Source organism: Hyphomicrobium sp. B1 (genome assembly GCF_049532635.1).
Taxonomy (GTDB): Bacteria; Pseudomonadota; Alphaproteobacteria; order Rhizobiales; family Hyphomicrobiaceae; genus Hyphomicrobium_B.
The window spans coordinates 2,166,868-2,181,402 of sequence record NZ_CP134871.1 but is presented as its reverse complement, the minus strand read 5'-3'; the positions used below and the strand labels follow the sequence as shown (position 1 = coordinate 2,181,402).

17 protein-coding genes, 1 tRNA gene and 1 pseudogene are annotated in these 14,535 nt (G+C 57.9%); 6 read left to right on the top strand and 13 right to left on the bottom strand.

Annotated elements, in window-relative coordinates; genetic code table 11:
* The first annotated feature begins 14 nt into the window (after positions 1-14).
* Both RLW55_RS10490 and RLW55_RS10485 read left to right on the top strand, forming a co-directional pair.
* Positions 15-818 (top strand): M15 family metallopeptidase, encoded by an 804-nt coding sequence (locus RLW55_RS10490; protein WP_423414134.1) that lies wholly within the window; start codon positions 15-17, stop codon positions 816-818.
* Positions 819-1,006: 188 nt separating this feature from the next.
* Positions 1,007-1,080: transfer RNA gene (locus RLW55_RS10485), tRNA-Gln, on the top strand.
* Between the two features lie 213 nt (positions 1,081-1,293).
* On the opposite strand, the gene RLW55_RS10480 is transcribed toward RLW55_RS10485, so the two are convergent.
* Genes RLW55_RS10480 through RLW55_RS10470 form a run of 3 tightly spaced genes read right to left on the bottom strand, consistent with a single transcriptional unit; the run spans position 1,294 to position 3,579 of the window.
* A complete protein-coding gene (locus tag RLW55_RS10480; RefSeq protein WP_414463647.1) occupies positions 1,294-2,976 on the bottom strand; it encodes a recombinase family protein in 1,683 nt (560 codons plus the stop codon).
* Positions 2,973-3,422: a DUF2924 domain-containing protein gene (locus RLW55_RS10475; protein ID WP_414463648.1), complete on the bottom strand. Its 450-nt coding sequence runs from the start codon at positions 3,420-3,422 to the stop codon at positions 2,973-2,975. The genes RLW55_RS10480 and RLW55_RS10475 overlap by 4 nt, the downstream gene beginning before the upstream one ends.
* A gap of 1 nt (position 3,423) precedes the next feature.
* Positions 3,424-3,579 (bottom strand): DUF3489 domain-containing protein, encoded by a 156-nt coding sequence (locus tag RLW55_RS10470; protein WP_414464663.1) that lies wholly within the window; start codon positions 3,577-3,579, stop codon positions 3,424-3,426.
* Here RLW55_RS10470 and RLW55_RS10465 point away from each other — a divergent pair.
* The 4 genes and pseudogenes from RLW55_RS10465 to RLW55_RS10450 all read left to right on the top strand — a co-directional run bounded on the left by RLW55_RS10465 (position 3,541) and on the right by RLW55_RS10450 (position 5,855).
* On the top strand, positions 3,541-3,675 hold the full coding sequence (locus RLW55_RS10465) for a hypothetical protein (RefSeq protein WP_414464673.1): 135 nt from the start codon (positions 3,541-3,543) through the stop codon (positions 3,673-3,675). The genes RLW55_RS10470 and RLW55_RS10465 overlap by 39 nt on opposite strands.
* Positions 3,676-3,765: 90 nt before the next feature.
* A pseudogene (locus RLW55_RS10460) lies at positions 3,766-4,026 on the top strand (hypothetical protein); the annotation flags it as partial.
* A gap of 35 nt (positions 4,027-4,061) precedes the next feature.
* The gene (locus RLW55_RS10455; RefSeq protein ID WP_414463649.1) at positions 4,062-4,829 is read left to right on the top strand and encodes an IS1595 family transposase; all 768 of its coding nucleotides are present in this window, start codon (positions 4,062-4,064) and stop codon (positions 4,827-4,829) included.
* 600 nt (positions 4,830-5,429) lie between these two features.
* Positions 5,430-5,855, top strand: a complete 426-nt coding sequence (locus RLW55_RS10450; protein ID WP_414463650.1) for a hypothetical protein — start codon at positions 5,430-5,432, stop codon at positions 5,853-5,855.
* Positions 5,856-5,885: 30 nt separating this feature from the next.
* On the opposite strand, the gene RLW55_RS10445 is transcribed toward RLW55_RS10450, so the two are convergent.
* The 10 genes from RLW55_RS10445 to RLW55_RS10400 all read right to left on the bottom strand — a co-directional run bounded on the left by RLW55_RS10445 (position 5,886) and on the right by RLW55_RS10400 (position 14,105).
* Positions 5,886-6,461, bottom strand: a complete 576-nt coding sequence (locus RLW55_RS10445) for a hypothetical protein (RefSeq protein ID WP_423414133.1) — start codon at positions 6,459-6,461, stop codon at positions 5,886-5,888.
* A 1-nt stretch (position 6,462) separates the two neighbouring features.
* The gene (gspM, locus tag RLW55_RS10440) at positions 6,463-7,029 is read right to left on the bottom strand and encodes a type II secretion system protein GspM (protein ID WP_414463652.1); all 567 of its coding nucleotides are present in this window, start codon (positions 7,027-7,029) and stop codon (positions 6,463-6,465) included.
* Positions 7,026-8,126: a PilN domain-containing protein gene (locus RLW55_RS10435; protein WP_414463653.1), complete on the bottom strand. Its 1,101-nt coding sequence runs from the start codon at positions 8,124-8,126 to the stop codon at positions 7,026-7,028. Before RLW55_RS10435 ends, gspM begins: the two co-directional genes overlap by 4 nt.
* Positions 8,123-9,055 carry a hypothetical protein gene (locus tag RLW55_RS10430; protein ID WP_414463654.1) on the bottom strand — a complete coding sequence of 311 codons (933 nt, stop codon included), beginning with the start codon at positions 9,053-9,055 and terminating at the stop codon, positions 8,123-8,125. Before RLW55_RS10430 ends, RLW55_RS10435 begins: the two co-directional genes overlap by 4 nt.
* Before the next feature lie 3 nt (positions 9,056-9,058).
* Positions 9,059-9,796, bottom strand: coding sequence for a prepilin-type N-terminal cleavage/methylation domain-containing protein (locus tag RLW55_RS10425; protein WP_414463655.1), 738 nt, complete (start codon positions 9,794-9,796; stop codon positions 9,059-9,061).
* Positions 9,789-10,238, bottom strand: coding sequence for a type IV pilus modification PilV family protein (locus tag RLW55_RS10420; RefSeq protein WP_423414132.1), 450 nt, complete (start codon positions 10,236-10,238; stop codon positions 9,789-9,791). Before RLW55_RS10420 ends, RLW55_RS10425 begins: the two co-directional genes overlap by 8 nt.
* Complete coding sequence (locus tag RLW55_RS10415) at positions 10,183-10,659, bottom strand: GspH/FimT family pseudopilin (RefSeq protein ID WP_414463657.1); 477 nt, start codon at positions 10,657-10,659, stop codon at positions 10,183-10,185. The genes RLW55_RS10420 and RLW55_RS10415 overlap by 56 nt, the downstream gene beginning before the upstream one ends.
* Positions 10,640-11,107 carry a type II secretion system major pseudopilin GspG gene (gspG, locus tag RLW55_RS10410; RefSeq protein ID WP_414463658.1) on the bottom strand — a complete coding sequence of 156 codons (468 nt, stop codon included), beginning with the start codon at positions 11,105-11,107 and terminating at the stop codon, positions 10,640-10,642. The genes RLW55_RS10415 and gspG overlap by 20 nt, the downstream gene beginning before the upstream one ends.
* Before the next feature lie 15 nt (positions 11,108-11,122).
* Entirely contained in the window at positions 11,123-12,334 is a 1,212-nt protein-coding gene (locus RLW55_RS10405; protein WP_414463659.1) for a type II secretion system F family protein, read from the bottom strand.
* A gap of 106 nt (positions 12,335-12,440) precedes the next feature.
* The gene (locus RLW55_RS10400; protein WP_414463660.1) at positions 12,441-14,105 is read right to left on the bottom strand and encodes a GspE/PulE family protein; all 1,665 of its coding nucleotides are present in this window, start codon (positions 14,103-14,105) and stop codon (positions 12,441-12,443) included.
* Positions 14,106-14,535 lie beyond the last annotated feature (430 nt).

The window sequence follows — 14,535 nt, the reverse complement described above, 5'->3', positions numbered from 1 at the left end:
AACGGCGGCTTCCCATGCTGCAGCGAATTCGATTGTTGTTCCGGGTGGTTGGACATGCTGCCTCGATCATCGCAATCTCACCCACTATTTGTGTTGCAGATGGCCTCAGCGATGAGGCTGTGGCCGGGCGACTTGCTGCGGCCTATCCCGACTCGGTGGCGGGCCTCGACGGCCGCAATCTGAAGTTCCGTGACGGAACGACATTGCCGCTCGGCAGCGACGAAGAAAAACCGTTCGAAACGTGGCTCGCGCATCCGAGCATCAAGGACATGTTCCGATATTCTTATCCGCAAGGCGCCGAGGCTCGTCCGCCAAAGTTCAATTTCGATCCGGGCCGCGCGCGCAACACAGCATTCTTCACAAAGCTCTATGGCGACTGCCAGCAGCCGGGCTTCGCCGCGTCATTGACGACCGTCCGGTGGCTGCCGGGGAAAGCCAATCAGCGAATCATGGTGACCCGCAGGAATGGAGTCGCGGCGCATCTCCAGGCCGTCAGCGACGAGCTCGATGCTCTGCCCGCGAGGTTCGCCGCGTACCTCATTCCTTCCGCGGGGGGGTTCGTGTGCCGCACGATCGCGGGGACGGCGCGGCGCTCAGGTCACGGCTACGGCATTGCGATCGATATTGCGACGACGCATTCGCATTACTGGCGATGGGCCAAGGGCGGCGCGAGCCAGCGTCCGGTCTATCGCAACGCAATCCCGCTCGAGATCGTGCGCATTTTCGAGAAGCATGGCTTCATCTGGGGCGGGCGCTGGTATCACTACGATACGATGCACTTCGAATACCGCCCGGAGCTTCTCGGACTGCGCCAATAGGCGCCAGCCTGGCGCCGGACGACATCCAAATCGCACCCAGCGCGTGTTGACGGCACCATGCCGTAAGCTGATGTGCACGAGCCTTTTGGCGCAGGGGAGCGTTGAAGCGACGCCGGCCTTGCAGTCGCCCAGCGCTGCTGCTATGACGCGCCCTCTCGGCGGCCGACAGGCGCGCCTGATCCCGGCATTGGGGGATCGTCTAATGGTAGGACTGCAGACTCTGACTCTGCCTGTCTAGGTTCGAATCCTAGTCCCCCAGCCAGCTAACTTATTGAAATACAATAATATTTTTTATTTCTGTGTGCGGACGAAAGAGCCCGCAAGTTCCGCGCGTTAGCCGCGACGTGATCGCATCACAACCTATCAGAGACGCAAATTTCGGCGATCTCCGACGACTTCTGGGCAAACGTCTCAAATGGCGGCTGCCGGGGCGGGCGGATTCGGAACTGTTCGCGAACGGTGCGCGCTGATTTCGTCAGCCCATGCCTAGAAAGGCGCGCTGGCCGCCCCAATCGCGAGGCAAGTTTTGCGACGTGCGCACCAGCCGCTTGACGCTGAGTTCAGGCGGCTGACGTCCTGCCAGAATGTCGCTGACAATGTCGGGCGCAAGATAGGAGACGCGCATGAGCGCCGTCAGTCGCCCCTTGCTCTTCGTCGTGCGTGCTGTGATCTCGTTCAGCGTCTCGCTCGTATCCGCCAAAAGCGCCTGCCGGGCGGCAAACGCTTCCTTCAGGAACGCAACCAAGCTGGCGTCACCAATTTGCATGTACGGCTCGCCAATGACAAGGCGCTTGCCTTGACCAGATCGGCGCAGCTCGGCGGGAATCGACAACACGATTGTGAGTCCCGTATCGTTTTCGGACTTGACCGGCGAGCCAAGTGCAACAGCGAGTTGCTTCACTCCGATCGTGACTTCAATCTTCTCAAGAGAAAGCATCACCTGGGCGACGACGCTTCGCGTCAACTTTCGCAGCTCTTCCGGCGGCAACATTAGCCATTTCTTGCCGAGCGCATCGGCCCGCTCCAGTGCAGCTTCGAGTTCCCGCGCTTTGAGGCCCAGCGACGCGAGCGTGTCCGCAATTTTCTGGCGCGATGCCATCAGCCTCCGCAGGCGTTCGACGACCAGTCCATCAACCTCACTTGCTGGCACGCGCATGGGGTTCGGTCCAGGCTTTGTGCGGTCAAGAAGCGAGGCGGAGATATAGTAGCGGTACCGCCGGCCGCGCTTATTGGCGTGCGTCGGCGTCATCCGGTTACCATCGCTATCGAAGATGAGACCCGACAGGAGGCTTGGTGCTTCGGCACCGATGGCGAGTTTGTGCTCCCGACGGCTGGAGGCGAGCTTCTCCTGAACGAGTGTCCAAACCTCTTGCTCCACGATCGCCTCGTGCTGACCGGGATAGACATTGCCCTTGTGCTCAACCTCGCCGCGATAGAGCCGGTTCTGCAAAATCAAGTACAGGATCCCGCGCGAGAACGGCCGGCCACCAGCCAGCCGCTCGCCGGCCCCCTCCCGGCGCTTGCTGCGAAGACCTTGGCTGTCCAGTTCTGCTTGTAAGACCGTGACGGAACCGAGTTCGGCATAACGTCTGAAGATCAGGCGCACCGTTTCAGCCTCGGCCGCATTCACGACCAGCTTGCGATGCTTGACGTCATAGCCGAGCGGCACGGTGCCCCCCATCCACATCCCTTTGGCCTTGGATGCCGCAATCTTGTCACGGATGCGCTCGCCCGCGATTTCGCGCTCGAACTGCGCAAATGAGAGCAGCATATTGAGTGTCAGCCGGCCCATCGACGTCGTCGTGTTGAACGACTGCGTCACGGACACGAACGAGGCGTCGTGTGCATCCAACACGTCGACGATCTTGGCGAAGTCGGCGAGCGAGCGCGTCAACCGGTCGACCTTATAGACGACCACGATCTGCACCTTACCAGCCGTAATATCAGTCAGCAGCCGCTGTAGTGCCGGCCGCTCGAGCGTGCCACCTGATAAACCTCCGTCGTCGTAGAGATCGCGGACGGCTACCCAACCGGCGTGCTTCTGGCTCAAGATGAACGCCTCACACGCCTCGCGCTGTGCGTCCAGCGAGTTGAACTCTTTCTCAAGCCCTTCGTCGGACGACTTGCGGGTGTAGATGGCGCAGGCAATCCGGTTCATTCGAGCGCTGCCCCCGTTTTCAAGCCGAAGAATCTTGGCCCTGACCAGTGCGCACCGGTTATTTCCCGTGCGACGACTGACAGCGACCCATACCGCTGGCCACGCCACTCGACACCGTCGGTCAGGATGACAACCGTGTGCGTCACGCCGTGCCATTCGCGCACGAGCCGGGTGCCAGGCTTGAACGAAACGCGCGGGCGGCATTTTTCGGCAGACGATAAGCCACCAGCAATCGAGCCCTGAAGTTTGCGAAGTGCCGCTTTCGACAAGCCCCCGAATGCGTTCTCCTGCAGCTTGTAGGTGGCCCCTCGCAGCAGAATATCGCGACTTAATCGCTTTGGTGGCGGCGTCTGGTGTAGACGCCGCCATTCTTCGCGCAGCTCGTCGATTGCGAGACTCTCAAGCCGCGCAATCTCAACTGCAATATCGAGGACGGCTTTGGCCATGTTAACGGCCTCGACGCGTCACGATCCGATAACGCCTGACTTCGCCATCGGTCTTGGATGATGTCAGGTCGAGGCCAAGCTTCCTTTTGACGGTTCCTGCCAGAAATCCGCGCACGCTGTGCTGCTGCCAATCCGTCGCCTGCATCATCTCTTCGATGCTGGCACCATGTGGCTGGCCGAGAAGAGTAAGAAGCCGTCCGTGCTTCGTGACGCCGGTACGATGTGGCTCGTCTTTCGGCAGTTCCTTAACTGACGGGCGAGATGTTGGCTTTTTAGATTGCGCCGGTCTTTCAACGGCTGCACGGGTGGTGGCTCGCGAACGCTTTGAGTTCGATGAATTTAAATGTGGTATTGTGGGCATGGTGTTGGGCTCCGGTGGATCGCGGCGTCGGAGTTGACGCTCGCACCACCCAAAGCCCCGCAAGTCGCGAGGCGAGCCCTACTGCTGAACGCGGTCGTTGAGCCGCGAGCCAGTCATGACACCAATGCGTGCTTTCCGGCAGAAGTCCAGGCGGTTTCCGACGCAATCGCGTACCTTTGCCGGGCGGCGATTGCCGGGTGGCGGTGGCTGGGCGGTTTCGTCTGCCCGGCATGCGGCGGAACCGATCACTGTATCGTTGGGCCGCGCAAGCTCTACCAGTGCAACGCGTGCCGGCGACAGACGTCGTTGACGGCGGGCACGATCTTCAATTCCACCAAGGTACCGCTGACGACCTGGTTCCGCGCCATGTACCTCATCACGCAGACCAAGCAGGGCATCTCCTCGATCGAGCTTGGCCGCCGCCTTGGCACGACGCAGACGACGGCCTGGAAAATCAAGACCAAGCTCGCCGAGGTGATGCGGATCGCCAGCGAGAGGACAAGCTCGACGGACGCATCGAGATGGACGACGCCTATCTCGGCGGAGAGCGCGGCGGCGCCAAAACGGGTCGCGGTAGCCCCGGCAAGAAGCCGATCGTCGCGGCGGTTCAAACCGATGAGAAAGGCCGGCCGCACCGGATCAAGCTCTCCCGCATCGCCCGCTTCAAGCGCCGACGTGTGAAGAGCCTTGCGAAGCGCATCATCGCGCCGGGCGCGACGGTCCTCACCGACGGGCTCGCCTGCTTCCGCGGCGTCGCTGACGCCGGCTGCGTCCATATCGCGATCGCGACGGGCTCAGGCCGCAAGGCCCCCCGCCATCCCGCCTTCAAGTGGGTCAACACGATGCTCGGCAACATCAAGAGCGCCATCACCGGCACCTACCGCGCGCTGCGCAAGAAGCACATCGTGCGCTACCTCGCCGAGTTCGAATGGCGCTTCAACCACCGCTTCGATCTCGCCGCCATGATCCCCGCCCTCGCCCGCGCCGCAGTTGCCGCAAAACCCGCTCCATACTGGTGGCTCAAGATGGCTGACTATGGTGCGTAATCAGGAGAGAGCTTGGGGTCGATAGCCATGGAAGCCGCGCGAAGAGGGGAGACCGTGGCATGCAAGTGACGACCGCGATTTCAATCACATTGCCCATAATTTCTTCGGGGCGGTTTCGCTAAAAATGGTTTTATAGTTCTTTCGCGTCTCTTGTCGCGGCTCATGTGCTTTATTCGGATGGGGGCAACTTTGCGGAAATCGGGACACCAGCTTCCGTCTATGAAGTGGTTCTGTTGCGGGTTACTGACGGCGCTCCTACTGAGCGAACCGGCCGCAGCGCTGAACCCACCGAGATATAGCAATTTCGCCCACAAAGAATCTATGATTCAGCTAGCGCATGGCTTCCATTGCCGACGAATGTTTGGTTGGGATCCTCGTTTGGGGATCTATCATTGGCATCGCCATGAAGGAATATGCAGAGATTATCACCGTTGCATGAAAGTGATGTACCGATGCGATTTGCTAATGGGGAAGGGATGGGAACCCTGGTCATACGAGCGGTGGGGCTTCGATAATTGGCGCTTCGACAAATGCATGCTTGATGCAGGATGCTATTAGTTCGAGGATGGCCTAGCTCATTCGAGCTTTGGATTTCCGGCGATGACGCGTGGTACTTCACTTGGCGGAAAATTTGCGGCCCGAGCATTCCTTTTTGCGCTTGCGCTCGTTCTTGGCCAATCGGAACTTCGTGCTGAGGGTGTAACGATTGAGAGCGATAACCCGTCGCAACGCATCAAATTGCAAGTCGATAAAGCGACGGTGGGAGAGGTACTGCAAGCATTACACGACAAATACGGTGTCGTGGTGGCCGGTAATACCGACATCGACTCTGATGATCCAATCTCGGTGACGTTTCAAGGCAGTCTGCCGGACATACTTGCGCGGTTGCTGCGCAATCAAAATTATATGATTGTCCGATCTAAAAGGAACGTAACGGGCGTAGAGAAAATTTTGATCGCCGTCTCGGACCACTCGAAGGATACGAAAAGCCCACCGCCTCCCGCCGCGTCGCCGGCGATGCCTTGAGCTTCCTTCTTTTTCCAATGCGGCGAAAGACTAAGGGCACGCCGCGTCGCCGGAGTCCGCGCAAGCCTTCTTGAAGCGGATGACCTGAGACGTCTCATCATCGCGTTTAAGTGTAACCGCATCCCGCTCCACCGAGGCTACAAGCCATCCCTTGAGCATGTCGCCGACCTGAACGTGAAAATCCGCTCCCGTATCTTCGCTGCGGAGCAGTGCAACTGTTCTTTCGGGGTTCAGCAATACTCCCAGCAGTTGGTAGTCGGGTGGCGGCTGCGGCGGCGCAATTTTCGATTTAGCTTCTTGCGGGGGTGGCCGTCGCCGACTTGGCGCAAAGAGCGGCCTCTTCACCCAGTTTTCAAGCGACGCTTTGTCGAACGCGGCCAAGGGATTTCCCGTAAGAAGAGAGACTTCCGTCGTCCGCTTTTGTTCGGGCGCCGCATCTCCCTCTAACTTCGCGTTGTCGAGGAGGGTGATTTGTGCAGTCGCGCTTGAAGGGCGGGGTGCTGCGGAATTCCACATCGATAATATGGTGTCACGGTTATCGAGCCATACGAGGGCGCCCAACGCTAAGCACACAATAATGAGCAGAAGGGGACGATACTTAGCCATATCAGGACGCTCCGCTTTGTGCAGCAAAGCCGCTAACCTGCAAGGTTACATCGAGGGGCCCTAGATAGTGGGGCTCTGGGGGCCGAAAGTCGTCGTGAATCGCTCTGACCGTAATGTCGTCTATGAAGATGAGGGGCGTTCCCGTTTCGAGAGTATGAATGATGTCGCGCAGACCGTCGATCCCAACGTTGATCGAAATGCTGACGGAGATTTGCATGAGATTGCCGTCCTCCTTGGGCGGCAAGATCTGAATGCTCGAGGCTGTTCCACTGTTTGCAGTCACGAGCGAATTGACGAGACTTTGCAGGTTCGCACCAGCCACGCCTGTCTTGTCGCCTTCGAGCAGGAGGCTCTTATCTTGTCCGAGGGCTGCGAGATCTGCATGCTCTTTGCGGAGCTTATCCTCGTGGGCGACCTGCGCACGCAGTTGTGGGAGTAACTCCTGTTTATCCGCAATCGTGCTTTCGAGCGCTGCAACGCGCATAAAGGGCGCTACTGCAACGCCGCCCAGAGTCAGGACCACGACCAGAAATATTGCGACGGATACGTAGGCTCCATAGGATTTCACTGGTTCTTCTCCGGAGTTCCTTCGCTTTGTACCTTTCCGACGATCGAAAATGTTCCGAGCTTTTCGCCGTCATCTCGTGTCGTGGGGGCGGAAAATCGCACGTCTTCAAATTCGGGAGTGCTTTCAAGTGTACTGATGAGCCCCGTCGGATCAGGTGATTTTCCGACGATGCGCGCTTCATTGTCGTGGATTTCGAATTCATCGAGATAAGCGGTATCCGGCAGCGCACGACTAAGTGCCTCGATCAGTTCCATGACGGGTCGATGATCAATTTTACGCTTGGCGAGGCGCTCGCGCTCGTCTTTGATTTTTGTGTTCTCTTCGTTGAGCCGCTTGACCTCGGCGACGCGTGTCATGACGGCGGCGATCTGGCTATCGAGTTCGCCATATTGCGCTTCGCGATTCCAAAGCTGATAGACGCCGAATGCGCAGATCGCCAAGCTGGAGACGACGAGGGCACCAAGCGCCAAATTCAATCGGCCGGCCGTTCTGCTGATTGGGTCAGGTTCGAGCCGCAGCAGTTCGATGATCGATGCAGCCTCCGGCGACGGCGCAAAGTCAACTGCGCGCGGAAAAAGGCCGATCTCGCGCGCACGCTCCAGCGCACTGTCGACGATTTGCCGCGTCGTCGCGACGATTTCCGTATCGATTTGGTCGGAGGAGAGTGCGTTAGGACCCAAGACGCGATAGCCGTAGTACGTCTTCTCCTGCGGCCAGGCGACGATTGTTTCGATCTTGTTTTCCACGATGGAATTCATCAAATCGACCGCGGCTTCGGGAACGCGTATGGTTCTCTGAACAACCTCCGTCGGCGATAATCGGAGCAAGATCTGCTTTGACTCTTGCGAAGACTTGCCGATCAAAATTCGCCTCACGTTGGCAATTTCGTCTGGCCCCGCGTCCTTCGCCAGTGTCGCGAGACACACTATGGGACCTTCGCCTTTAGTGAAGATCTGCAGGCCTCCAACGGTATGAAAAAGCATCGTACGCCATGGACGCTCGCCTGTCGGTCGACGCGTGATGACGCTGCTCAATTCGCGCAGCCACCATATGTAAAGGCGGCGAACGCGGCCTTGACTGTTCGGATCGCGCGTCATTGCGTTTTCTCCGCGGGCACACTGACCATGGGCGATTTCGCGAGCATCCGATAGGGTGCCGACGGATCTACACCCGTCGCGATTACGAAGGTCCGGTTGATGCCATAGCTGTCGTTGGGCCGATGGGCGCTCACCGTTACGAGATAAGCCGGGCCACTCTGATCCGTCACATAGGCTTTAGCATTTTGCGCGACGTCTTCGAGGGCCGATTTGCTGGCGTATTTTAGCTTTTCGATATCGGCGCGACTAAGATCCGGTATCGCTTCCAACACTGCGTTCGGCGCCGCAATGGGGTCGATGGTTCCGTCCCTGCTGTAGACGGTGAGATAGGGGACAACCCGGTTGAATAGGTCGACTGGTATTCCTTTCGTTCGCCCAAGCTCCCAGACATCGATGAACGCCGCCCGAGCAGAAAACGTATCCAGCGGGGCGTTTGAAGCAGCGTCTGTTTGGCTTTGCTTGCCGGTGCCGGTAGCAGCTTCGCGAGCTTTCATCACGACGTCGGTTATTTTCTGGGCTTTGATCGCAGAGCGCGTAAATTTCTGGAAGAAGGACAGAAGCAGCTTTTCGTCGCTCTTGTTGAGGTCGATGAACCCATTCGCATCTGTGGCTGAAATCGATAATTCGGCTCCCGCGAATTTTATGGAGTGTTTTACGCCATCTCCTGGCCAGCGCCGATTATCATTCTGGTCGATGAGATGCGCGGCCGCGACTTCGACACCGGCGTCAACAAGAGCTTCCGACTTCGTCCAACCGACTTCCGAGACGACGGAGGCAGTGCTGCCGCGGACGGCGCCGTTGAAGGACGAAACAAGGATGACTGCCGAAGTCAGAACCCACAACACAACAAGCATGACGAAGCCATGTTCGCGGGGGTATTCGATCGCGTGTGCGTCACGAGTGAGCCTCTCGGAGATCTCCCTTTCCACAGTCTATCTCCCGCTTTCTTTCTGAGACACAAAGGTGTTCTGGTTGAACTGTCCTTTTGTCCGTGCGCTGCATGCGTCGGAGCCTTCGGTGAGACAGGCGAGTTCCGCGTCTGTCCGCAAAGCGGCGACAAACGGCTGAGCGATATCGGCGCCCGTCCTCGCATCGATGATCTCAAGCCGAATGAGGTCCGGCAGCCGGTTGGGCTTCCGCCACGACGCGAGCCATTGACCACCGTGCGCGCCTTTTTGGGCATATGAGAATTGGTATTTAAATGACCCTTCCAATAGCGACACCTGGTTTGCCGGTGTCGCTCCTGGAAAGGCGAACATATTGCTTAGGTAGGGCGCACGGGCCCTGATCATCTCTGTCTGCGAACCATTGTGAATGATCGAATAGTCGACGAAGTAGGGGCCAGGTGAGGTCGGGTAGGGAGGTTCTGTGGTCACGAACGACAGCCGGCTTTCGGTTCCCGTGAATATAAATTGCCGGTTTTCATTCACGGTACGGCTAAGTCTTCGGAGGCCCGAGACGTCTCGCTGAAAAATGTCGAATGCGCGCGACACCATTTCGAGCCTCTCGATGCCGTTCGCGTTGGCATTCCAATTCTGCGAGAGCGTGCGAAGAGCCGCGCTCAATAGGCCGAGTATCATTGTCAGGATCGTGAGGCTTACGAGCAACTCGATCAGTGTGAAGCCACTCTCTCCACTTGCCGATGTTCTATGTCTTGGGACGCTAGCCATTGTTACGTCCTAACTTTAACGAATCGAGCTCGAGTTGTCGCCCGCCGGACCAACTGACCGTCACGCGGACGCGCTGGAGCTTCCAATCGTCGCGCGCATGAATTTTCGCCCAAGGGGCCGTTTCCGGCCGGACGTCGACCGACCACTTAAGGCCGTTGTCTTCGCCGTTTTTCGCAACCGGCTTTCCCGACCAGCCGGAGACGGCGTCGGCGAGCAATCCCTGGGCAAGAATCCGCGCTCTGGCATAGTTAGCTGCGGTTCCCGCCGTTTTAAGCGCGCGCGAATGAGCTTCAAACAAGCTGACAAGCCCGATTGACAAGACCAGCATCGCGATCAGCGTTTCGAACAAGGTGAAGCCAGATCTTGAATCGCCGCACACGGGCCGTTTAGTTGAGCGAGTCGGCGGAGACGCGACCGGTAAGCCAGTTGATGCGAATTTCATAGACTTTGCCTTCTGATTTGAGATCGATGGTGCCGCCGGTAGAACTACCATTCGGGAAGAAGCGAATTCCCGCACTGGTTGGAGAGAGTCTCTCGCTGTCCGCGGCTGTGACATCCAAATGGATGGATCTTGAAAGCGCGAGCGGCGGGATGCCGTTACCGAATTCGATCGCGTGCCGATCGACGTCGATCACCGCGACGCGATCCGTCCCGGAGATCATCGCGCCCGATCTGATATCGCGGAGACGTGATGCCATCAGGAGCGAAGCTGTCTTCAATTGGGCGGAGCTTGAGGGGCTGCGATAAAGAGTCGAGATCGCGCCCGCCGTTAGCGCAATGACGACGAGCACCACCAACACCTCAAAGAGCGTGAAACCAGCCTCCCCACGTGCAGCTGCTTTGTTACTGCCAGCTCGCCACATCTTGGTCCTCGCCTTGGCCGCCTTCCTTCTTGTCGGCGCCGAGTGTCAAAATATCGAAGGATCCATGCTGTCCCGGATAACGATAGATATACGGCTGCCCCCAGGGATCGAGCGGCACCTTATCCTTCTTGAGGTAGGGGCCATTCCAGCTCGGCATGTTGCCGGGCCGCTGAACAAGCGCAGTCAGCCCCTCTCGTCCATCGGGATATCGGCCGTTGTCGAGCTTGAAGAGTTCGAGCGATGTCCCCAGGCTTTCAATCTGCACCTTGGCGGTTTTCGTTCGCGAACTTCCGAGATAACCGATCACGCGCGGCGCGACGAGACTCGCAAGAAGAACGAGAATGACCATCACGACGAGCAATTCGATGAGCGTGAAGCCCATCTCACCGGTGCGCTTGCGCTTCTTTCGCCTAGCGAGGCTCGAACGATTGATTTTTTTGGTCTTCATTGCCGCGGCCCTCTGTCATATGGCGAGATCGTTGATGCTGATGACCGCACTCAGGATCGACACGATGATGAACGCGATGATTCCGCTAACGAGAAGAATGATCACTGGTTCGAATATCGTGAACGTGCGCTCTACGGTTCTCTCTAATTTTTCTTCGAAGACTTCCGCCATATGCTGCAGGGACGATGAAAGGCTCCCGGTCTCTTCTCCGACGCGAAGCATGTTGATCAGGACCGGAGGGAAGATTGCCGACTGGGAAAGCGGGTCGAGGAAGCTGCGACCTTTTCTGAGCGCGTCGTATGAGCGGTCCAGGGCGGCCGACGCCGACTTGTTGCCGATAACGTCGCCGACGAGCTTCATGGCAGCGGGCAGATCGATGCCGTTCTCGATCAGCATGCCAAGTGTGCGGCAGAACCGGACCGTTAAGTTGAGCTTGAGAATGCTTCCAATCAAAGGGAGACGCAGCAAAACGGTCTCGACGTGGCCGCGGAGCTTGGACCAGCCAAGCAAGAGAACGATGACCGTCGTTGCAATGGCGGCAAGCAGATATTCCCAATTGGCGAGCAGCCAGTCCGACGCACCGATGACGAAGCGCGCCTGATCTGGGATCTTTGTGCCGGCATTGCTAATCATATCTTTGAAGCGCGGTACGACGACCGTCAGCATGATCGTGACGGCTGCGATCGCCATCACGATCAGCAGGCAGGGATAAAGCACCTCCGAAAGCGCCATGCTCTTTAGCTTTTGGGACTTTTCCCGGCCGGCAGCTATTCGCTCGAGGACGGTATCAAGAGTGCCGCTCGCTTCGGCAACGCGGACCATTCTAGAATAAATCGGCGGGAATGCGTTCCCTTGGAGCTCTAATGCCTCGCAAAAGCTCTTTCCGCTGCTGATCTCTGCGCCGATGCGCCCGACTAACTGCCCGAGCGCTTTCGAGCCCGCGTCTCTTTCGAGAAATGCCAGCGCTTGGTCGAGCGGCAAACCCGCCTTGATCAGCATGCCGAGTTCGCGCGTGAAGAGTGTGATCTGACGACTTGACGGCAGGCCGGAGAAGAGAGACGGGCGCGCGCTGTTTGATCCGGACGCAGACGCCTTGATCTCCATCACCTCGATCGGAAAATGCCCGAGCTGATGCAGGTCCTGCAGGACGGTCGTACGGTCCAGCGCCTCCATCTCGCCGGAGAGACTGGCGCCGGCGCGCGTCAGCGCCTTGTATCGGTAGAGCATGACTAGTCGGCCCGGCGGGAATCGCCGAGTCGATGCTCGTCAGTTGTCGATGTCATAATGCGTCCTCCCAATTTTTTTGTTTTGATGACGTTGTCTGTGAGCGTCTTCAAACGTCGAGTGCTACGCGGCGGACCTCCTCTTGTGTGGTGACGCCGGAGCGGCATTTGGCCAGTCCGTCCATAATCATCGACGTCATGCCGTTTTTTCTAGCTGCCGACTCGATTAGTGCGGTCTCGGCGTTCGGCTGAATGAGCTTGCGAATTTCATCATCGACGCTCAGAACTTCAGCGATGACAAGGCGTCCGCTGTAGCCAGTCCCGAAGCACCGTTCGCAGCCGACCGCGCGCCAATGGCGATTTTCGTCGGGCGTAAGATCGGTGGCTTGTGCTCGACCTAGCGAGAGCTTTTCATCTGAAGGCTGCTTGCAATGATCGCATAGAACTCTGACGAGGCGTTGCCCCACGACACATCTGAGCGAGGAGGCCAGCAAGAAGGCGTCAATTCCCATGTCGAGAAGGCGGGGAATCGCGCCAGCCGCCGTGTTCGTGTGAAGGGTCGACAACACGAGGTGTCCGGTGAGCGCTGAGTGGATTGCGATGCTCGCAGTCTCACCGTCACGCATTTCGCCAACCATCAGAACATCGGGATCGTGACGAAGGAATGAGCGGAGCGCGTCCGCAAACGTGAGGCCGATCGAGGGCTTGGCTTGCGTTTGGTTGACGCCGTCAAGCTCGTATTCGATCGGATCCTCGATCGTCAAAATTTTGCGGTGAGATTTATTGAGTAGCGAAAGCGCTGTCGCAAGCGTTGTCGTCTTACCGGATCCGGTTGGGCCCGTGACCAACATCAAGCCGTACGGCGCCGATAGATGCTTGCGCATTTCGGCCTCGTCACGCTCACAAAAACCGAGAGGAGCGAAATCCAGCATTCGCCTGACGTTATCGAGAAGTCGTATAGCGACGGCCTCGCCGTGCACCGTCGGGATCGTGGCGATGCGTAGGTCGAGGCGGTGCTCGTTGATTCGAATGCGCGCTCGTCCGTCTTGCGGGAGTCTACGCTCGGCGATGTTCAATCCGGACAAAATCTTTACGCGTGAGACAACGGCTTTGGCCATCTGCGCCGGGGGCGGAGGGACCTGCCGCAACATCCCATCGACCCTTATCCGAATGGCGACGCGGCCATCGAAGGGCTCTATGTGAATGTCCGTAGCACGCGCGTGGATGGCATTCTGAATCATCTGATTGACAAATCGGACGACCGGAGCGCCGAGTGCGATATCGCGCAGATGTTCTACGTCGTCGCCGCCTTCCGCTTTATTGCCTTCTTGCCAAACGGCGGCTGTTCCGCGTTCTCGCGCGCTTCGCTCTATGGCAGCCAGGATGTCCTCGGCCGCGGCAACGCGAGGAATGATTTCGCGCTGAAGTGCTATCCGGACGGCGTTGATGGATTGAACGTCTGACGGGTCTTCCATGGCAAGAAGGATGCCGCCGTCAACTTCTCCCAGTGGGAATATTTTGTTTTCCCGCAAAAAGGTTGGCGAAATATCCGTTTGTGGCGGTTGGAATCTCGTCCAGTCGCCCTCTTCGACTTTTGGGACTTTATGAAAGTCCGCGACCGCGCGAACCAACGCCTGCGACTGTAGGCCGGACGCCTTTCGTAACGCGGAAAAAATGGATGCGCCGGTTTCCTGACGGAACTTGCCTACACTGTCCAGGTCGGTCGGTGTGATAAGCCGTTCGCTGAGCAGGTAATCTTCGAAGCTTCCACTCATACATAGCCTCCAACACCGAGCGCCAAAGAGGAAGGCGTCGACTGCCAGTGAGCTTAGCAAAGTGAAGGGGCTTCAAAAATCCTTTTATTTCGATTTGTGCGGGCTAATCGATCTAAGACTAATCGATATTCTTTTGTCGGCATCGTACATTGCGGAGCGAAATGCACGGAAATCCAATTCAGTGCACTAAACGCAAACTTCCCACCGTTATGCTTTGAACGTTAAGTTACGCCAGCGCCACAGAGCGTTCTTCAAAGTCCCTTTGGTCAACGAAAAGAAGTCACTGCTTTTTTTTTCGCGAGCTATTGTCCCCTTCTCATCGATTCGGAAGGTCGGCCGTCCGGGGAAGCGGCAGATGGCTTCGGCGAACTACCTCTGAGCAGCGAATCGATAGATCACATAATAAAAATGAGTTGGCGTCCGAGTGGTG